We start from the raw sequence: 18,972 nt of genomic DNA on the forward strand, positions 1-18,972 counted from the left end.
ACTCAGATAGGATGGACGCGTGAAGCCGCCCTCTCCCGTCAACGAACGCTGCTCGATCGCCCGCACCCTCGTCGTGCTCGGCGAGAAGTGGGCGCTGCTCGTCGTGCGCGACATCGCCCTCGGTGTGACCCGGTTCGCCGACATCCGTTCGCGGCTCGAGGTGGCACCCGATGTGCTCTCCGACCGGCTGTCGAAGCTCGTCGATCTCGGAGTGATCGAGCGCCGCGCGTACCGCGACGAGGGCGCGCGGCAGCGCGACGAGTACACGCTCACCGCCGCCGGCGCCGCCCTTCTGCCGGTGCTCGGCGCGCTCAGCCAGTGGGGAGACGTCCACGTCGCGTCGCCGTGGGGGCCCGCCACGCGCTATGTCGACGCTCGCGATGGGGGTGACGTCCGCATCGCCTTCGTCGATGCACACGGGCGTGCGGTCGATCGCGAGCAGGTCGCGGTCGTCCCGGGGCCGGGGGCGCTCGTCGCCTGATCCCGCGGCAGCGCACCGGGTCCCGGTTCGCGTCAGACCGTCGCCGATCCGCCCCGCCCGAGGAGGCTCACCGCCAGACGGAACCACCAGCGCATCGCGTACGCGGAGAGCGGCGTCTCACCCGCGCAGAACTCGACGAATGCGCGCCGGGCTCGCCGCGACCGGCCGAGGGCGGCGTGCACGAGACGCGGATGCCGCTCGAAGACCGCGAGCAACTGCGCGCCGGTGCGGATCTCGGGCTGCAGCTCCTGTTCGACCCGCGCGACGTACCCGTCCAATGCGGCCGGGTCGCCCGCCGCCGCTCGCGCCGCCGCCTCGCCCGCCCAGGTACCCGACCGCAGCGCGAAGGAGATGCCCTCCCGCGTCCACGGTTCGAGCAGGCCCGCCGCATCACCGGCGACGAGCACGCCCCCGCGGCGCAACGGCGAGGACGCCGTGCGCCACTGCGTGAGATGCCCGCTCGAGTGGCGGGGCGCGGCATCCGTCGTCTCGGTCTCGCGCAGCCACGCGGCCAGGTAGGCGCGTGTCTGCTCGGGTCGCCCGCGCGCCTCGATCACACCCACCTCATCGACCTCGCCCTTCGGGAAGAGCCAGCCGTAGCTGCCCGCGCCCGGACCCCAGTCGATGCGCACCGCGTCGCGCGGCGCCCGGCCGCGCTCCCGCTCGTCCTCGAGTCCGAGGTCGACGCGCGCGGGGGTCACTCCGACGTGGCGGGCGATCCGTCCGCCGACGCCGTCCGCGCCGATCACGACCCGCGCCCGCAACACGCCCGCGCTCGTCTCGACCGCCACGAGATCAGCGGATGCCGCCCCCACCCGCTGCACGGCGACGCCCTCGCGGAACACGGCCCCCGCGCGCTGCGCGGCGGTGACGAGCGCCGCGTCGAGACGCTCGCGCCGCGCCATCGCGAGGAACGGCTCGTCGCGGCGGATCTCGACCGGACGCGCGCCGTCGTGCGTGAAGACGACTCGGCCCACCTCGGCCTCGATCGCGGCCACTCCTTCGGGCGGCAGGAAACGCCGACTCACCCCGAGCAGACCGCCGCCGCAGGTCTTGTAGCGAGGGAACGTCGCCCGATCGACGAGCAGAGTGCTCGCGCCGCCGGCCGCCGCGCATCGGGCAGCCGACGAGCCTGCGGGGCCGGCACCGACGACGACGACGTCCCAGACGATGTCATCGGATGCCGCGGTCACTCCGGCATTCTCGCGCACCCGATTCGGTGCGCGATGCGGATCAGACCTGCCGTCGGATGAAGCGGATGAGTGCGGCGATGATCGCGATGACGATCAGCACCACGCCGAGCCACAGCAGGAAGCCGACCGCCTTCACGAACACACCGAGGAGCAGCAGCACGAGGCCGATGAGGAGAATGAGAACGGCGATACCAACTATGCCGACAGTCTGCGTCGCAGCCGTGAGCTCGTGCCAGGGCCCTCGCCGGAGGCGGGTCGAGGAGTAGAATTCGCACCCCCGGCGTAGGGTCGAACGCATGGGTGCCTATGTCTCGGCGTTCGAGCTGTTCTCGATCGGGATCGGTCCCTCGAGCTCCCACACCGTCGGTCCGATGCGGGCCGCCCGCGACTTCGTGCTGCGGCTGGATGCCACGGGCCGGCTCGCCGCGGTGCGCCGGGTGACGGTGACGCTCTACGGGTCGCTCGGCGCGACGGGCATCGGTCACCGCACGCCCGACGCTGTCATCGCGGGGCTGCGCGGGCTCGCCCCCGAGACGGTCGATCCCGCCGATGTGCGCGACGCGTGGAGCCGGTACCCCGAGGGTGAGCCGCTGCGGCTCGCCGGGCACCACCCCGTGCCGTTCGCGGCATCCGACATCGCCTTCGCGCCGCGCACACGGCTCCCCGGGCACCCGAACGCGATGACGCTCGTCGCCTCCGGCGATGCCGGTGTCACGATCGCCGCAGACACGTATTACTCGGTGGGAGGCGGTTTCATCCGACGCGAGGGCGAGGATGCCGCGGTCTCCCCGGCGGCGCTCCCGTTCTCCTACGGCGACGCGGCGACCCTGCTCGCGCTCTGCGACGAGCACGGCCTCACGATCGCCGAACTCGCCCGCCGCAACGAGGAGGCGCTGCGCGGCGAGGCCGAGGTGGCGGCGGGGCTCGACCGCATCTGGGACGCCATGTCGGCGTGCGTCGACGCGGGTCTCCACGCGACCGGCACGCTGCCCGGGATGCTGCGGGTCGCCCGGCGCGCCGACGCGATCAGATCGCAGCTCGAGGCCGCCGAGGCCGACGGCCACCGGGAGCTGCCGGGGGAGTGGCTGGGCGCCTTCGCGCTCGCCGTCAACGAGGAGAACGCCGCCGGCGGGCGCGTCGTCACCGCACCGACCAACGGCGCCGCGGGCATCGTCCCCGCCGTCGCGATGTACTGGTGGCGCTTCCTCGCCGATTCCGGTCTCGGGCAGGGGAACGCCGTCACCCCGTACGGCGAGCTGGTCGGCAGTGCGCTGCTCGGCTTCACCGGCGAGGCCGCGCACGCTCTTCCCGAGGCGGCTGACGACGCGGTGGTCGCCGAGGCGAACCGTCGCCGCGGCATCCGTCGTTTTCTGCTCACCGCCACCGCACTCGGGTCGCTCTTCAAGGCCAACGCCTCGATCTCGGGAGCCGAGGGTGGCTGCCAGGCCGAGGTCGGATCGGCGTGCGCCATGGCAGCGGGCGGGCTCACCGCCGTGATGGGCGGCACCAACCGGCAGATCGAGAACGCCGCCGAGATCGCCATGGAGCACCATCTGGGCCTCACGTGCGACCCGGTCGGGGGTCTTGTGCAGATCCCGTGCATCGAACGCAATGCGATCGCGGCATCCACCGCCGTCACCGCCGCCCGCCTCGCTTTGCGCGGCGACGGCTCGCATTTCGTGTCCCTCGACCAGGTGGTCGAGACGATGCGGCAGACCGGCATCGACATGTCGACGAAGTACAAGGAGACGAGCGAGGGCGGACTCGCCGTCAACGTCATCGAGTGCTGACGCAGGCTCGGGTCGGGCGGGTGCGGCCCCGGTCTGACGGACGCGCGTCGTGCAGACGGCGGCGGCCGCCGGTCAGGCGGTCTCGCCGAGCTCGGTCGGGCAGGCCGGCTCGCGCAGTTTCGTCGTGAGGGCGAGCAGCGCCTGCAGCTCGGCGTCGTCGAGGGTCGACATGCGGTCGACGATGGTGCGCGCGTGCTGCGCACCGAGGCTGCGGAACGCCCGCGCCCCCTGCGCCGTCGCGCGCACGAGCGAGCCGCGGCCGTCCTCGGGGTCCGGGCACTTGGTGACGAGCCCGCGGGTGACCATGCGATCGACCAGGCGCGACACGCTCGGCTGGCTGATGAGCAGGTTGCGGGTGACGTCGCGCAGCCGGGCGGTCATCTCGGGGGCCCGCACGACCGTCAGCAGGACGTCGTATTCGTCCTGCTCGAGCGGGGCGTCGACGAAGTCGCCGGAGATCTCGCCGAAGATCTCGTGCTGCGCGCGGAAGAGGCTCTCCCAGGCGTCGATGGCGAGACGGCGATCGGTCATGGGCATAGCGTACGGTCCCCAGGTGGTCGGTGGCGCCCCGGGAGGCGATCTAGGCTTGATCGAGTGGGTCGGATGCCGCAGCCGCCGCTCCGCCCCCATGCCGTGGACGCCCGCAACCCACCCGGCAGGAGGTCACGTCGGTGAGTGATTCGCCGCTGTTCCAAGCTCTTATCTCCGGCTCGCTCCCCGCGCGTCCCGGCGCCCCGGCGCAGCCGTCCGCCCGTCGGTCTGGTGGGCCGCGCCCGAGGTCCGGGCGCATCCCGCTCGTCGTCGACACCGACACGGCGGCCGATGACTGCTTCGCGCTGCTGGCCGCGGCGCTGCATGAGCGTGCCGACCTGAAGGCGGTCACGATCGTGGCAGGCAACGTCGGGTTCGCGCAGCAGACCGAGAACGCACTGCTCACGCTCGAGCTCGCCGGGCGCGACGGCGACGTGCCGGTACACGTCGGCGCCGCCCGCCCACTCGTGGCCGACTGGGTGAGCGCAACCGACGTGCACGGCGAAGACGGCGTCGGAGGTCAGCGGCGCACCGGCACGACCGAGGTCGATTCGGAGCACGCCGTCGACGCGCTGCTACGACTCTCCCGGGCGTACGCGGGCGAGCTCGTCATCGTCGCGATCGGACCGCTCACCAACATCGCGCTCGCTGTGCGTCGCGACGAGGAGTTCGCCTCCCGCGTGCGCGAGATCGTCGTCATGGGCGGCTCGATCAACGGCCGTGGCAACATCACGCCGGCCGCCGAGTACAACATCTACGTCGATCCGGAGGCGGCGGCGATCGTCGTCGGAGCCGGATTCCCGAGCCTGCGGTTCGTGCCGTGGGACCCGACGACCATCCGCGACACGGTGTTCGACGCCGGCCGAATCGCAGAGATCGAGGCCCTCGGCACCCGCCTGTCGGCGTTCTTCGTGCAGGCCAACAAGGCGACGTTCGCCTTCGATTCGGCGGCGGGCATCGGCGGGTCGACGCATCCGGACTCACTCTCGGTGCTCGTCGCGCTCGACCCCTCGCTCGTCGAGGTCGAGCGCCCCTATCGCGTGGGCGTCGAGCTGCGTGGCGAGCTCACCCGCGGGGCGACCGTCTTCGACTGGCGATCGGATGCCCCGAATGCCACGGCGATCGAGCGGGTGCATGGAAAGGCGTTCTTCCGCGCACTGACGGCGATCCTCACGTCGCGCTGAGCGGTCAGCTGGCCGGCGCGAGACGCGCGGCCCCGGCCCTTTCCGGGCAAAAGGAAAGGGCCGGTCGATGGGGGTTCGACCGGCCCAGTGTCCCTTGCACCAGGAGTGTTGCAATCACATGTGGCCGCCGCCACAGCACAACGGCGACCTGTCCTCACGGTATAACGACGCGGTAACGGAGTGCACCCGAATCCGGCTGTTCTGTGGAAAGACATAGCGGCGTCGGATGCCGCGATCAGCAACCCCTGGCGGGCGCGACGGGTGGGGGCATCCGGGCGAAAAAGTAGGGCCGGTCGGGGATCCCGACCGGCCCTTGTCCCTTTTGCACCAAGAGTGTCCTGCAATCACATGCCGGTAGCTGCCACAGCAAAACAACTACCGTGCGAGCACTCTATAACGGCGAGGTAACGGAAGGGAAGCCCTTCTCGTTACCTTTCTGTGATTCATAGGTTTCACACCAGTCGTGCATGACATCGGGGTGACGCGACCCGCCTCGCCCGGCCCCGCAACGTCGGAACTTCTCGGCGGCACGCCGCGCCGCGGCATCCGTCGCCGTCGCGTCAGGGAAGACTTCCGACGTTGTGCCCGGCCGAGTCCGGTGGCCGATCACCGGCCGACCCGGGCCGTTCCCCTCACCCGCCTCGGTGACCCTTTCCCGACCCCGGCACTCGCCGGCCGCCCCACCCGGCCGCCGTCACCACCCGGACGTCGCCCCCCTCACTCCGCCGCAGCGACCCGCGTCGTCGGCGCTGTGAGGCGCGGGAGCAGCACGGGAGTGCGGGACTTGTACGCCCGGTATGCGGGATCGTCGCCCCACTTCCGCTCCGCCTTCGCCTCGAGCAGGGGGATGCCGCTGACCCGCGTGAGCAGCAGGGTGACGAACAGGGGCGAGAGCACGGCGACCCACTGCCAGCCCGACAGCACCGGGGCGGCGACGAGGAACACGCCCACCCACAGCACGATCTCGCCGAAGTAGTTCGGATGCCGCGACCGCGACCACAGGCCCGTGCTGATGAAGCGACCGCGGTTCGCGGCATCCGCCTTGAAGGCGTTCTTCTGGGCATCCGCGACGATCTCGATCACGAGGCCGATGAGCCACACCGCGATGCCGACGTAGGCGATCCACTCGAGCGGCGCCGGCCGGTCGGACGACAGGGCGATCCACGCCGCCGACGCCGTCAGGCTCACCCACGCGCCCTGGATCACCCACACCTGCAGGAACCGCACCGGGTTCTGCTTGATCGTGTCGAACCGGTCGTCGCCGCCCGTGCGCCGCACACGCATGAACAGGAACGTGCCGAGCCGCAGCGCCCACACCGTCACCATCGCCGCGAGCACCCAGCCGCGCGCGTCGATGGTCGGATGCAGCACCACGAGGCCCGCGGAGATGACGACGAACGTGAGGCTCCCGGTCAGGTCGAAGAAGTGCTCGGTGTGTGCGAGCTGCGACGGGATGTACACGATCACCTGGATCGCGAATGCGGCGATCACGGCGAGCGCGTACAGCGGGAACCCGCCGACGGTCGCCCCGCCCTGGCTTCCGGCGACGGCGACGAGCGCGCCGATCACCAGCACGACGATGATCGTGAGGAGGGCTTTGCGGGTCACGGACATGGGGTGCTCCGATCGGGTTGAGGGAACGAGGGGATGCCGCGGCTCACGCGCGGGCGTAGAGGTCGTCGATCACGGCGGCGCCGCGGTCGAGCAGCGCGGTGCGCTTGATCTTGAGGGTCGGGGTGACGAGGGTCGTGTCGTCGAGATCGGCGAGCACGAGCGCGAAGCGCCGCACGCTCTCACTGTGGGAGACGCGGGAGTTCGCGGCATCCACCACGGCAGTCAGCGCCGCGACGAGGGCGGGATCGTCGATGACCGACAGCCCGTCGCCCGCGGTGTCGTCGACCGAGACACCGTTCTCCTGGGCCCAGGCGCGCGTCTCGACGGGGTCGAGCACGAGCAGGGCCGACAGATACGAACGCCCCTCGCCGACGGTCACCGCGTGGGCGACGAGGGGATGTGCCTCGACCGCGTTCTCCCACGCCTGCGGCACGACGGTCTTGCCGGTGCTGGTGATGATGACGTCCTTGAGGCGGCCCTCGAGCACGAGGCGGCCGTCGTCGTCGAGCCGGCCGAGGTCGCCGGTGCGCAGGAAGCCGTCCTCGAACGCGTCGGCGTTGTGCCGCGGGTCGCGGTAGCCCGCGAACACCCCGACGCCCCGGGCGAGGATCTCGCCGCGCTCGCTGATGCGCACGGTCGAGCCGGGCAGCGGGTAGCCCACGGTGCCCGAGCGGATGTTCCCCGGCAGGTTGCCGGTCAGGGGCGCGGATGTCTCGGTGAGCCCATAGCCCTCGATCACCGGCACGCCGAGGCCGCGGAAGAACAGCGACAGGTCGGCGGCGAGCGGGGCGCCGCCGGAGAGGATGTAGTCGAGCCGGCCGCCCATGAGCGCGCGCAGCCGCCCGTAGAAGAGGCGGTCGAAGAGCCGGCGGCGCAGCCGGAGCCCGAACGCGGGCGTCGCGCCCGACTCGGCGGCCTCACCCCACTGCTCGGCGGTCGCGACGGCGCCGCGCCAGACCGCGCCGAGGTGAGCGGCATCGGCCTTCGCCCCCGCCGCTGCGCGGATCTTCTCGAGCACCCGCGGAACGACCACGAGGAAGGTCGGCCGCAGCACCCCGAGGCTCTCGACGACCTGGGTCGTGTCCGCGACGTGCGCGATGCGCATCCCGCCCGAGAGGCAGATGAGCTGCAGGCCACGGGCGAGCACGTGGGCGAGCGGCAGGAAGATGACCGTGTTGCCGCCCTCGTGCACCACCGCGCTGTACGCCGCGGCGATGTTGGCGACCTGGCCGACGAAGTTGCGGTGCGTGAGGATCGCACCCTTCGGCTCGCCGCTCGTGCCCGACGTGTACACGATCGTCGCGGGGGAGTCGAGGTCGGCGTGACGCCGTCGCGCCTCGAGAACGTCGTCGCCGATCGCGGCGCCGCGTGCGGTGAGCGCGTCGAGGTCGGCGGGCGAGGCATCCATCGTCCAGACGCCGAGGTCGCCGAGACCCGTCGCGGCGAACGCGTCGGTGAGGATGCCGCGCTGCCGCTCGCCGCCCGCGATGCCCAGCCGCACCTGCGCATCGGTCGTGATCGCCGAGACCTGGTCGGGAGACGACGTGTCGTAGACCGGCACGATCACCGCGCCCGCGAACCACCCGGCGAGATCGGCGGCGGCCCACTCGTAGCGGGTGGGCGCCATGATCGCGACCGCCTCGCCGGCACCGACACCGACGGCGATCAGACCCTTGGCGAGCGCCTGCACCTGGTGCAGATAGTCGGCCGTCGAGACGTGTCGCCACGGATGCTCCGCATCACCGGTCGGCACATCGAACGCCGCGTGATCGGGCGCCGCCGCCGCGCGCCGGGTCAGCAGGTCGGTGATGTTGCGGTAACCGTCGATGTCGACGAGGGGTTCGGTGGAGCGCTCCCGCATGGTGTCCTCCGGTCGGAACGTCGTGGCACTGGGTCACTCCGTGGCCGCAGGCGGGCAGGGAGAAGTGACCCCATACTGGCGTTTCGGAGCCGTCGACGAAGTGGATTGCCCTTCGGGCCGGAATGTGCTCTGGGGTCGGGCAGGGGCTGCGGCTGGGGCTGTGGCTGCGGCAGGGGCTGGCGCGGGCTCGGGCGGCGCAATCCGCGAACGGCGCGATGCCCGCACTGCGTCGGAACTTCTCGGCGCCGCGCCGGTGCGGGATGCCGCGGCGCCGCGTGTCGGCGAGAAGTTCCGACTGTGCGCGGGGCCAGGGGGTTCGAGAGCCGGGGTCGGGCGGGGTGGGAGGCGCTCAGGCCCGCGGAGGCCAGGTCGCCGCGCCGAGCTCGCGGGAGATGCCGCGCGCGGCATCGCGCAGCTCGCGCAGGGCCGCATCGGGCACCGGCTGCGCGTCGGCGGGCACGACGAGCACCACGGCGGCGATCACCCGTCCGGTGTCGTCGACGACCGGCACCGCCACCGAGCATTCGCCGACGACGGCCTCCTCGATCTCCCACGCGAGCGCCGCCGCTCGGATGTCGTCGAGCGCCGACGTGAGGGATGCGGCATCCGTCACTGTGTGGTCGGTGAGGTCGGCGAGCTCGCGTGCAAGCAGTTCGCCGCGCACGTCGTCGTCATAGGCCGCCAGCACCTTGCCGATCGCCGACGCGTGCACGGGCAGAGTGATGCCGGTCTCGGGCATCTGCTCGGAGCCGTCGGGGCGCCGGTCGTGGTGGATGACGAGCACGTCGCCGAGCAGCGGCACCCCGAGCCGGGTGGCGAAGCCGGTGCGCTGCGACAGTGCGTGCATCCACCGGATGGAGCGCGAGCGCACATCGAGGGTGTCGAGGTAGACGCTCGAGAGCTTGAGCAGTGCCGGCCCGAGCATGTAGCGGTTGCCGTCGGGTTCCTGCGCGACGAGCCCGTGGGCCTGCAACGACTTCACGAGCCCGTGCACGGTGGACGGGGGGAGTCCGAGCGCGGCGCCGAGGTCACTGACGCCCAGTCGCCGCGCGCCCTGCAGGAGCCCGAGGATGCGCGCGGCACGGTCGATCGACTGGATCATGGGGCTCTCCTTCCGCATTCAGCATCCTCAGGGGACGCACCGTCGGGATGCCTCTTGACACCGGCGTCCGACGCGACAATGCTTCGATATTAGCGAAGTGGATTCGACAATGTCGAAAATTGCACCGTCGATCCACACATCGTTCACAGGGGAGCGTGAGTCATGGACGACATCAGCACGCGGCGCATGCGCGTCGCGGACACCCCCTGCTGTGACGCCGGCGGGCGATCCCGATCCGTCGCGCGCATCGACAACGCCTCGACGACCGAGGCCTGAAACGAGCAGGAGATCCGCGCATGAAGAAGCTCATCAACGACCCGGCCAACGTCCTCGCCGACGCGCTGCACGGGGTCGCCGCAGCCCACCCCGAACTCGACGTTGACTTCGAGAACCGCGTCGTGTTCGGCACCGCACCGCGCGCCGGTCGCGTCACCCTCGTCTCCGGCGGAGGCTCGGGCCACGAGCCCCTGCACAGCGGCTTCGTCGGCGACGGCATGCTCGACGCCGCGTGCGCGGGTGAGGTGTTCACCTCGCCCACCCCCGACCAGATGCTCGCCGCCGCGACGAAGGTCGACTCCGGTTCGGGCGTGCTGTTCATCGTGAAGAACTACACCGGCGACGTGCTCAACTTCGACATGGCCGCCGACCTCGCCCGCGAGGAGGGCGTGATCGTCGAGTCGGTCGTCGTGGCCGACGACGTCGCCGTCGAGGACTCCACCTGGACCGCGGGTCGTCGCGGCGTCGGCACCACCCTCGTCGTCGAGAAGGTCGCCGGCGCCGCCGCGGCCGAAGGCCTGCCCCTCGCCGAGGTCAAGCGCATCGCCGAGAAGGTCGCCGCGAATGGACGCTCGATGGGCGTCGCGCTCACGAGCTGCACCGTGCCGGCCAACGGCAAGCCGAGCTTCGAGCTGCCCGAGGACGAGATGGAGGTCGGTGTCGGCATCCACGGCGAGCCGGGCCGCAAGCGGGTGCCGCTGGCATCCGCTCACGACATCGCCGAGACGATCGTCACCGCCATCACCGACGACCTCGACTTCACTGGATCGCCCGTGATCGCCCTGCTCACCGGCCTCGGCGGCACGCCGCTCATCGAGCTCTACCTCACCTACGGCGAGATCGCGAAGGCCCTCGAGGCCAAGCGCGTCACGGTCGCGCGCACACTCGTCGGCGACTACGTCACGAGCCTCGACATGGCCGGCGCCTCGCTCACGCTGGTGAAGGCCGACGACGAGATCCTGCGCCTCTGGGATGCCCCGGTCGTGACCTCCGCGCTGCGCTGGGGGCGCTGAGATGGCAGACGTCATCACCGTCGCCCAGCTCGAGGCGTGGCTGCGCGCCGCCTCCGCCGCCCTGCACGAGAAGGCCGCCTGGCTCACCGAGCTCGACTCGGCCATCGGCGACGCCGACCACGGCACGAACATGGCCCGCGGCTTCACCGCCGTGGTCACGAAGCTCGACGCCGGCGTGCCTGACACGGCTCCCGCCCTGCTGAAGTCGGTCGGGATGACCCTCATCTCGACCGTCGGTGGGGCGAGTGGCTCGCTCTACGGCACCCTCTTCCTCGAGGCGGCCAAGGCGCTGCCCGCCGACTCCGAGGTCACCGCCGCGCAGTTCGCCGACGCGCTCGCCGCCGGCGTCGCCGGCATCGTCTCGCGCGGTCACGCCGAGATCGGCGACAAGACCATGATCGACGCGCTCACCCCCGCTGTCGCGGCCTTCGCCGCCGCGGCGGCGGAGGGTGAAAGTGCAGCGGATGCCGCGGCATCCGCTGCCCGCGCCGGAGAGGCCGGACGCGACTCGACCGAACCGCTCGTGGCGCGCAAGGGTCGTGCCTCGTACCTCGGGGAGCGCAGTGCCGGGCATCTCGATCCGGGGGCATCGTCGTCGGTCATCCTGCTCGAGACCCTGGCGGGAGTGCTGGCCGCGTGATCGGGTTCGTCGTCGTCTCGCACTCCGCCACGCTCGCCGACGCGGCGGTCGACCTCGCCCTGCAGATGGTGCACGACGAGGCGCCGCCGGTGCGGGTCGCGGCCGGCGCCGCGGGCGGCTTCGGCACGGACGCCGCCGCGATCGCGCAGGCGATCGACGAGCTGGCCGACACCGACGGGGTGCTCATCGTCACCGACCTGGGCTCGGCCGTGCTGAGCTCCTCGCTCGCCCTGGATCTCCGGGAGAGCGCCGTGCCCGTGCGCATCAGCGACGGGCCCTTCGTCGAGGGGTTGACCGCCGGGATCGTCCGGGCCGTGACCGGCGGCACCCTCGACGAGGTCACGGCCGAAGCGCGCCGCGCGCTCGATGCGAAGCGGCAGGACGACGTCTCCGAGACGGGGGCGGATGCCGCACCCGCCGCGGCGCCGGTCGAGGTCGCCCCCGCGGTGGCCGTCGCCGAGGTGACCCTCGTGAACGAGGTCGGGCTGCACTCCCGGCCCGCGGCATCCGTCGTGAAGACCGTCGGCCGGTTCGACGCCGCGGTCACCGTGACCAACGCGACCTCGGGCAAAGGGCCGGTGTCTGCGTCGAGCCTCATCGGACTGCTGTCGCTCGCCGCGGGGAAGGGCGATGTGCTGCGCATCGCGGGGGACGGGGCAGATGCGGTCGCCGCGGTCACCGCCGTGCACGACCTCGCCGCCGACGGGTTCGGCGAAGCGGCCTGACGCGTCGGCTCCGTCGCCGGGATCAGGAGAAGTCGGCGGCGACGGCGTTGCGGTGGTACTCGAAGATCAGGCTCGTGCGGGTCGAGGCGACGCTCGGTCGTGCCGAGAGTTGATCGACGACGAAGCGTCGTACCGACGACGACGTGTCGACGGCGATGTGCACGAGGAAGTCGTCGACCCCGCCGAGGAAGAAGAGCTGGATGACGTCGGGGTGCCGGCTGATCTCCTGGGCGAACCCGCGGATGTTCTCCTGACGCTGCCCGGGCCGCAGGGTCACGCCGATGATCGCTTGGAGGCCGCGCCCGAGCGCGGTCTGGTCGACGGCGGCGTGGAAGCCCGTCAGTACCCCTCGTTCGACGAGGGAGCGGGTGCGGGCGTGGGCGGTCGACGGGGCGACGCCCAGCTGATCGGCGAGGGCCGCGTTGGTCGCCCGCGCGTCGCGACTGAGGGTCTCGATGATCTGCTCATCGATCGGGTCGAGCTCATCGGGCATCGAAGATCCTTCGACAGTTGGAGGACAAGAGCGGGTTTTCCAGAGAACTCTACGGCGATATGACGAATCTGACGCAGAAGATTCTGCATGTAACACAAACGAGCGAACCGTCTGCCATATTTCCCTCAACCCGCCGGAGGAACCGAGGAGCCCGACATGCGCGTCGCCGTGCCGACCGAGATCAAGAACAACGAGAACCGGGTGGGGCTCACGCCCGCCGGCGTCGACGCTCTGCATCACCGCGGCCACGAGGTCGTCGTGCAGTCCGGAGCCGGCATCGGCAGCGGGTTCTCCGATGACGAGTACCGCGCCGCCGGCGCCGTCATCGCCGCCACCGCCGAGGAGACCTGGTCGGGTGCAGACCTGCTCGTGAAGGTCAAGGAGCCGATCGCCGCGGAGTACCCGCTGCTGCGCCCCGACCTCACCCTCTTCACCTACCTGCACCTCGCCGCCGACCGTCCCCTCACCGAGGCGCTCATCGCGGCCGGCACGACCGCCGTCGCCTACGAGACCGTGCAGACCCCCGACCGTGCGCTCCCTCTCCTTGCCCCGATGAGCGAGGTCGCTGGGCGCCTCTCGATCGTCGTCGGCGCCCACGCCCTCATGCGCGCCTCCGGAGGCCGCGGCCAGCTCATGGGCGGCGTGCCGGGCACCCCGCGGGCGAAGGTCGTCGTGATCGGCGGCGGTGTCGCCGGCGAGCACGCGGCTGCCAACGCCCTCGGCCTCGGTGCCCAGGTCACCGTCATCGACGTCTCCCTGCCGGCCCTGCGCCGCATCGAGGCCCGCTTCGGCACCCAGGTGCAGACGCGCGCGTCGACCCGGTACGAGATCGCCGAGCAGCTGCGCGATGCCGATCTCGTGATCGGCTCGGTGCTCATCCCCGGGGCCGCCGCCCCGAAGCTCGTCACCGACGACATGGTCGCCGCCATGAAGCCCGGCTCCGTGCTCGTGGACATCGCCATCGACCAGGGCGGATGCTTCGAAGGCTCCCGTCCGACGACCCACGACGACCCGACGTTCCCCGTGCACGACTCCGTGTACTACTGCGTCGCCAACATGCCGGGCGCCGTGCCGCACACCTCGACCCGCGCTCTTGCGAACGCCACGCTGCCCTACGTCATCGCGATCGCCGACAAGGGATGGGACGCGGCATCCGCTGCCGACCCGGCCCTCGCGAAGGGTCTCAACGTCGTCGGCGGCGAGGTCGTCAACGCGGGGGTGAAGGCAGCCCTCGGCCTGTAATCGAGCGACATCCGCCCGACATACGGGCCACGTACGCTCGCGCTCGTGATCGCGTATCCGGACTATCTGCGGCTGCTGCCCAAGACCGAGCTGCACTGCCACTTCGCGTCGACGATGAACGCGCCGCTGTTCATCGAGCTCGCCGACCGGTACGGCGTCGCGTTGCGCTCGACCGACCCCGCGACGCTGTTCGACTTCGACGACCTGCGCGACTTCCTGGTGGCGTTCCGGGCCGCGCACGACGTGCTGCGCGCGCCCGACGACTTCGCCCGCGTCGCCTACGAAGGCGTGCGCTCGGCGGTCGCCGACGGCAATCTGCGCTACCGCGAATACTTCGTCAACCCGCAGTACTTCGCGTCGCGCGGCCTCGCCTACCCCGACGTGATCGACCCGATCATCGACGGACTGCGTCGCGCCGAGACCGACTACGGCGTCGGCTTCCGGGTGATCGCCGCGATCAACCGCCGCGAGTCGCCCGAGAGCGCCGTCGAGATGGTGCGGCAGGTGCTCGCGCACCCGCGCCCCGAGGTCGTCGGCATCGGCCAGGACGACCTCACCCCCGAGGACACCGAGGACCCGGCGCGCTTCGCCGACGCTTACGCGCTCGCCGCCGCCCACGGCCTGCTCCGCACCGCCCACGTCGCCGAGACCGATCGGGCGCTGCCGTCGGCGGTGCGCGACGCGCTCGAGGTGCTCGACTGCGACCGCCTCGACCATGGCTACCGCATCATGGACGACCCGGCGCTCGTCGAGCTCGCCCTCGCGCGCGGGGTCGCCTTCACGACCACCCCGATCTCCACCACCATCTGCACCGGCTGGCACCTCGACCCCTCGCACCGCATCCGCGGCATGATCGAGGCGGGCCTGACCGTGACCGTCTCCACCGACGACGCCATGTTCTTCCGCACCGACCTCGGACGCGAGTACACCGAGGGCCTGCTCGAGATGGGCGTCTCGGCCGAGACCGCCAAGCGCATCGCCCTGAACGGGGTGGATGCCGCGTGGTGCGACGACGCCCAGAAGGCACGTCTGCGGGCGGAGTTCCGCGCACAGTTCCTCACGCTCGACGCGGCGCTCGCGGGCTGAGCCGCGGCATCCGCTCGTCGTCGGCGCCGACGAGGACGATAGAGCATACGGCGCACGAGGACGTGAGGCAATGGCCTGGTGTGACCCTGGATGCGGCGGCGTAGAGTGCCGCCACGCACTTGGGGAGAGCGAGGGGGAATCGCTCGGGGTGCGGCACAGGGGGACGGTGGAGTCTCCCTGGCGATCTCATTGGGGAGACAACATGAACAAGGCAACAAAAGGCACGTTGGCGATCGCGGCGGGTGTCGTCCTGCTCTTCGGAGGCGGAGGATCGCTCGCGTACTGGAGCTCGCAGGCGACGGTCACGCCGGCGCAGGTCACGACCGGTCAGCTGACGATCGGCACGGCGTCGTCGTCGGGTTGGTCGGTGGAGAAGTACCTCGGGTCCAGTTTCACGAGCGTCGACACGGCGAGCTACCTCGCTGTTCCTGGTGACACGCTGCAGTACGCGGCCATCTTCCCGGTGACGGCGGTCGGCACGAACCTGGCGGTCTCGGCAGCGCTGACGGGCGGTGCCCTCACGTCGTCGAGCTCGGGCCTGCAGACCCTTCTCGGCGCGACGCCGACGTACACGGTCAAGGACCAATCGGGCACGACGATCACCCCGTCGGCCGGGTCGTACGCGATTCCGGACGGCACGACCTCGCTCAGCGTGACGACCACGATCTCCTGGCCGTTCGGATCGACCGGCGATCAGGTCGGCGTGGACTCGACGATCTCGCTGTCGCAGATCGGCCTGACCCTCACCCAGGTCGCTCCGTAACCAGCCGACGGTCATGCGCGGGAGCACCACGACCGCGGTGAGTGCGGCATCCCTGATCCTCGGGGCTGTCGTGCTCGCCGTGGTCGTCGCGCCCGGTACCTACGGATCGTTCTCGTCCGCGACGAGCGTCAGCCCCGCCACGGTCACGATCGGAACGCCCTCGCTCGCGATCACCGCCGGAACGCCCGTGACCCCTGCCGGGGTGTATCCGGGCGGGCCGGCCGACCTCATCGCGGTGAGGACCGTCACCAACGGCGGCGCCGTCGGGCTGCGCCTCGGAGCCGCCGTCGCCCTCGCCGGGCCGTCGTCATCGAATCTCGGCGGCAACGTCGTGGTGAGTTTCGCCACGCAGACCAGCGCGACCTGCGCGGCGACCCCGCCGGCGTCGGGGCTGTGGACGTGGAGTCTCGCCGGCGGTCTCACCTCACCGACGACGGCCCCGACGCTGGCGTCAGGGGCGAGTGCCACCCTCTGCGTCTGGCAGTCGCTTCCGGCGACGGCCCCCAATGGAACCTTCGCCGCCAGCGCGTCGCCCACCCTCACCCTCACCGGCTCCCAGACATCGCCGTGACCGGACATCGAGCACCGCCATGACCCGCAGAACCGCCGCCATCGCCGCCATCGCGGCGGCCTGTGCGTTCGCGGTGCTCGCACCGGCGGCCGCGTTCGCCTACTGGTCCGTCAGCGCGCAGACGACGGTCGCGGCATCGAGTCGCACCTTCGCGGTCACCGCTCCCGGCGCGACCGCGGTGTCGTTCTTCGGGCGCACCGGCACCCAGTACGCCGCGGTGAGCATGGCCAACTCGGGCACCACGCCGTGGGCGAGCGTCGCCGTCGCCACGGCGCCCGGAACGAACTCCCTCGGCAGCGGGGCCACCGCCACCGTGCAGATCACCTCGGCCGCGAGCGCCTCGACCTGCGCGACGGATGCCACCTACAGCGGCGTCACCGCGCAGAACATGCTCGCCGCGGCATCCGCGACCCTCTCGACGAACCTTCCGGCGCCGGGCGCCACCACCTACGCCTGCCTGAAGATCGTGGTCGCCGGTGTCGTCGCGAGCACCGCCAGCGGGGCCGCCCCGCCGAGCCCCGCAGCCGCCGCCACCCTGACCCTCACCCCCGCGCAGCAGAACTGGAGCACGTCGCAGTCGGCGTCGCTGACCGCGACGAGCACGGGGTGGATGTCGTGCCTGACCAACCCGGGCATCCTCAACGTCGCTGCACAGTCCGCCACCGTCACCTACACCGCGCCGGTCTCGGGTACGTACACCTTCACGCTCGACACCGGTGCCACCTCGACAGCGACGGGTGTGCCCGCCGGAACCGCCACCCGCACGATCACCAACGCCCTCCTCGGCGGAAGCGCGGGCGACCACTACGTCACCGTGAGCTACACCGCTGGGAGTACCACGGTGTACGTCGGCATCGCTCATCTGACCTATGTGTCGGTGCTCGGGCTCGGCCTGGGGGTGCAGTGCACATGACCGGCTCCGTCGCGCTGCTCGCCGTGCTCACCGCGGCAGCGCTCCCGCTCGCGCCGGCGGCCGCGCCTGCCGTCGCGCGGGCCGCCACGGCGGCAGGCGAACCGGGGCTCTCCTTCAGCGCCGACGGCTCCACGTGGACATCCGGCCCGCTCGACATCGTGCCCGCGTCCTGGCGTCCTGTGCCGGGATCCGCCTTCGACGCCACGTTCTCGGTGCGCAACGACCGGAGCACCGCGGCATCCGTCGCCCTCTTCGCCACCGATGTGTCCTCGAGCTCGCGCGACCTGCTGCTCGCGACGAGCATCGCGGGAGGAGGGGACGCCCCGCAGCAGCTCGGTGAGGTCACCGGATGTCTCGCACTGGCGTCGGCGCGACTCGCACCGGGCGAGGTGATCCCGGTGACGCTCTCGCTCGCCGTCTCACCGGGATTGAGCACCGCGCAGAACACGGCGGTGTCGTTCGAGGTCGTCTCGACCGCGAGCGACGCGATGACGGCACCGCCGGCCTCGACCTGCCCCGTCGCGTCCCCGCCCGCGCCGTCGGTGTCGGCACTGCCGCGCACGGGCTGGTTCGACGGCGACACGCTGCGCACCGTGCTGCTCGCCGGCCTCGGCGCACTGGGCGCGGGCGCCGTGCTCTCGGTGAGACGCAGGGAGCACCACAGATGACCGACACCCTCCCCGCCACCCGCCGCGCGGTGCGCCACCGATCCGGAGAGCGGGTCTCCGTGGTGCGGATGATCGCGGCGGGACTGTCCTGGGCTCTGCTGGTGATCGTCGCGTTGATCGCGATCGTCGTCATCGCCGTGCCGGCCGTGACGGGATCACGCGCCTACACTGTGCTCACCGGGTCGATGGTGCCGCTGTATCCCCCCGGCACCCTCGTCGTCGTTCGGCCCGTCGATCCGTCGACGCTGCGTACCGGTGACGTCGTCACGTATCAGCTCGAATCGGGCAAGCCCGCGGTCGTCACCCACCGCATCGTGGGCATCGGTGCGTCGGGCGACGGCGCCCCCCTGTTCCTCACCCGCGGCGACGCGAACAATATCGACGACGCGAAGCCGGTGCTCGCCGCGCAGGTCGTGGGCAAGCTCTGGTACGCCGTGCCCTACATCGGATGGATCAACAACATCCTGGTCGGTGACTGGCGCATGTGGGTGATCCCGATCGTGGTCGGCGCGCTCCTCCTCTACGGCGTCGTGACGCTGATCTCCGCCCATCGTGATCGGCGTCGTGCCCGCGCCGCCGCCGATCGCGGCACCCGTCGAGTGCACTGAGACGGGATGCCGCTGCCCCGGGTCGGTCGGTCGGAGCGACAGACCCGGGGCCGCGAGACCTCGGTGCGGCGTCGCGTCAGGGGCGGCTGGCGCGACGGTGCCGGCGGGCGCCCGCAGGGCGTGCGGCCGTGCCGTCGGATGCCGCGGGCCGGCCGCCGTGCGGATGTGCGGCGCCGTTCGCGCCGCCGTGGCGGGCCTGGTCGGTCCCGCCGTGGCCC

General features: G+C 71.6%; 19 protein-coding genes. 13 read left to right on the forward strand and 6 right to left on the reverse strand.

Going from position 1 to position 18,972, the window contains the following annotated elements:
• Positions 1 to 19 precede the first annotated feature (19 nt).
• Entirely contained in the window at positions 20 to 481 is a 462-nt protein-coding gene (locus RR49_RS06055; protein ID WP_045247163.1) for a winged helix-turn-helix transcriptional regulator, read from the forward strand.
• Positions 482 to 513: 32 nt separating this feature from the next.
• On the opposite strand, the gene RR49_RS06060 is transcribed toward RR49_RS06055, so the two are convergent.
• Positions 514 to 1,674 (reverse strand): geranylgeranyl reductase family protein, encoded by a 1,161-nt coding sequence (locus tag RR49_RS06060; protein ID WP_045247164.1) that lies wholly within the window; start codon positions 1,672 to 1,674, stop codon positions 514 to 516.
• A 296-nt stretch (positions 1,675 to 1,970) separates the two neighbouring features.
• On the opposite strand from RR49_RS06060, the gene RR49_RS06070 reads away from it, so the two are divergent.
• Complete coding sequence (locus RR49_RS06070) at positions 1,971 to 3,464, forward strand: L-serine ammonia-lyase, iron-sulfur-dependent, subunit alpha (protein ID WP_045247166.1); 1,494 nt, start codon at positions 1,971 to 1,973, stop codon at positions 3,462 to 3,464.
• 72 nt (positions 3,465 to 3,536) lie between these two features.
• Here RR49_RS06070 and RR49_RS06075 read toward each other — a convergent pair whose 3' ends face one another.
• The gene (locus RR49_RS06075; protein ID WP_045247167.1) at positions 3,537 to 3,995 is read right to left on the reverse strand and encodes a MarR family winged helix-turn-helix transcriptional regulator; all 459 of its coding nucleotides are present in this window, start codon (positions 3,993 to 3,995) and stop codon (positions 3,537 to 3,539) included.
• A gap of 140 nt (positions 3,996 to 4,135) precedes the next feature.
• Between RR49_RS06075 and RR49_RS06080 the strand changes: the two genes are divergently transcribed.
• Positions 4,136 to 5,179: a nucleoside hydrolase gene (locus tag RR49_RS06080; RefSeq protein ID WP_048809187.1), complete on the forward strand. Its 1,044-nt coding sequence runs from the start codon at positions 4,136 to 4,138 to the stop codon at positions 5,177 to 5,179.
• Between the two features lie 717 nt (positions 5,180 to 5,896).
• Here the strand turns inward: RR49_RS06080 and RR49_RS06085 are convergent.
• The 3 genes from RR49_RS06085 to RR49_RS06095 form a co-directional block, all read right to left on the reverse strand.
• Positions 5,897 to 6,793, reverse strand: coding sequence for a DUF1295 domain-containing protein (locus RR49_RS06085; protein ID WP_045247168.1), 897 nt, complete (start codon positions 6,791 to 6,793; stop codon positions 5,897 to 5,899).
• Between the two features lie 43 nt (positions 6,794 to 6,836).
• Complete coding sequence (locus RR49_RS06090; protein ID WP_045247169.1) at positions 6,837 to 8,654, reverse strand: AMP-dependent synthetase/ligase; 1,818 nt, start codon at positions 8,652 to 8,654, stop codon at positions 6,837 to 6,839.
• Positions 8,655 to 9,003: 349 nt separating this feature from the next.
• The gene (locus tag RR49_RS06095) at positions 9,004 to 9,756 is read right to left on the reverse strand and encodes an IclR family transcriptional regulator (protein ID WP_045247170.1); all 753 of its coding nucleotides are present in this window, start codon (positions 9,754 to 9,756) and stop codon (positions 9,004 to 9,006) included.
• 296 nt (positions 9,757 to 10,052) lie between these two features.
• On the opposite strand from RR49_RS06095, the gene dhaK reads away from it, so the two are divergent.
• From dhaK to RR49_RS06110, 3 genes are read left to right on the forward strand one after another with little or no spacing between them, the layout of a single operon-like run.
• Entirely contained in the window at positions 10,053 to 11,045 is a 993-nt protein-coding gene (gene dhaK, locus RR49_RS06100) for a dihydroxyacetone kinase subunit DhaK (RefSeq protein WP_045247171.1), read from the forward strand.
• A 1-nt stretch (position 11,046) separates the two neighbouring features.
• Positions 11,047 to 11,685, forward strand: a complete 639-nt coding sequence (gene dhaL / locus RR49_RS06105; protein ID WP_045247172.1) for a dihydroxyacetone kinase subunit DhaL — start codon at positions 11,047 to 11,049, stop codon at positions 11,683 to 11,685.
• On the forward strand, positions 11,682 to 12,410 hold the full coding sequence (locus RR49_RS06110; RefSeq protein ID WP_045247173.1) for an HPr family phosphocarrier protein: 729 nt from the start codon (positions 11,682 to 11,684) through the stop codon (positions 12,408 to 12,410). The genes dhaL and RR49_RS06110 overlap by 4 nt, the downstream gene beginning before the upstream one ends.
• Positions 12,411 to 12,432: 22 nt before the next feature.
• Here the strand turns inward: RR49_RS06110 and RR49_RS06115 are convergent, their stop codons facing one another.
• Positions 12,433 to 12,903, reverse strand: a complete 471-nt coding sequence (locus RR49_RS06115) for an Lrp/AsnC family transcriptional regulator (RefSeq protein WP_045247174.1) — start codon at positions 12,901 to 12,903, stop codon at positions 12,433 to 12,435.
• 156 nt (positions 12,904 to 13,059) lie between these two features.
• Between RR49_RS06115 and ald the strand changes: the two genes are divergently transcribed.
• The 7 genes from ald (at position 13,060) to RR49_RS06150 (ending at position 18,754) form a co-directional block, all read left to right on the forward strand.
• Positions 13,060 to 14,145 carry an alanine dehydrogenase gene (gene ald / locus RR49_RS06120; protein WP_045247175.1) on the forward strand — a complete coding sequence of 362 codons (1,086 nt, stop codon included), beginning with the start codon at positions 13,060 to 13,062 and terminating at the stop codon, positions 14,143 to 14,145.
• A 45-nt stretch (positions 14,146 to 14,190) separates the two neighbouring features.
• A complete protein-coding gene (gene add / locus RR49_RS06125; RefSeq protein WP_048809189.1) occupies positions 14,191 to 15,231 on the forward strand; it encodes an adenosine deaminase in 1,041 nt (346 codons plus the stop codon).
• Between the two features lie 202 nt (positions 15,232 to 15,433).
• Entirely contained in the window at positions 15,434 to 15,994 is a 561-nt protein-coding gene (locus RR49_RS15400; RefSeq protein ID WP_048809190.1) for an alternate-type signal peptide domain-containing protein, read from the forward strand.
• 13 nt (positions 15,995 to 16,007) lie between these two features.
• Positions 16,008 to 16,565, forward strand: a complete 558-nt coding sequence (locus RR49_RS06135; RefSeq protein ID WP_045247177.1) for a hypothetical protein — start codon at positions 16,008 to 16,010, stop codon at positions 16,563 to 16,565.
• A 19-nt stretch (positions 16,566 to 16,584) separates the two neighbouring features.
• On the forward strand, positions 16,585 to 17,478 hold the full coding sequence (locus RR49_RS06140) for a hypothetical protein (protein ID WP_045247178.1): 894 nt from the start codon (positions 16,585 to 16,587) through the stop codon (positions 17,476 to 17,478).
• Positions 17,475 to 18,146, forward strand: a complete 672-nt coding sequence (locus RR49_RS15830; RefSeq protein ID WP_045247179.1) for a hypothetical protein — start codon at positions 17,475 to 17,477, stop codon at positions 18,144 to 18,146. The genes RR49_RS06140 and RR49_RS15830 overlap by 4 nt, the downstream gene beginning before the upstream one ends.
• Positions 18,143 to 18,754 carry a signal peptidase I gene (locus tag RR49_RS06150; protein WP_048809191.1) on the forward strand — a complete coding sequence of 204 codons (612 nt, stop codon included), beginning with the start codon at positions 18,143 to 18,145 and terminating at the stop codon, positions 18,752 to 18,754. Before RR49_RS15830 ends, RR49_RS06150 begins: the two co-directional genes overlap by 4 nt.
• The last annotated feature ends 218 nt before the right edge of the window (positions 18,755 to 18,972 follow it).

The sequence above is a fragment of the Microbacterium ginsengisoli genome (assembly GCF_000956535.1).
Taxonomy (GTDB): domain Bacteria; phylum Actinomycetota; class Actinomycetes; order Actinomycetales; family Microbacteriaceae; genus Microbacterium; species Microbacterium ginsengisoli.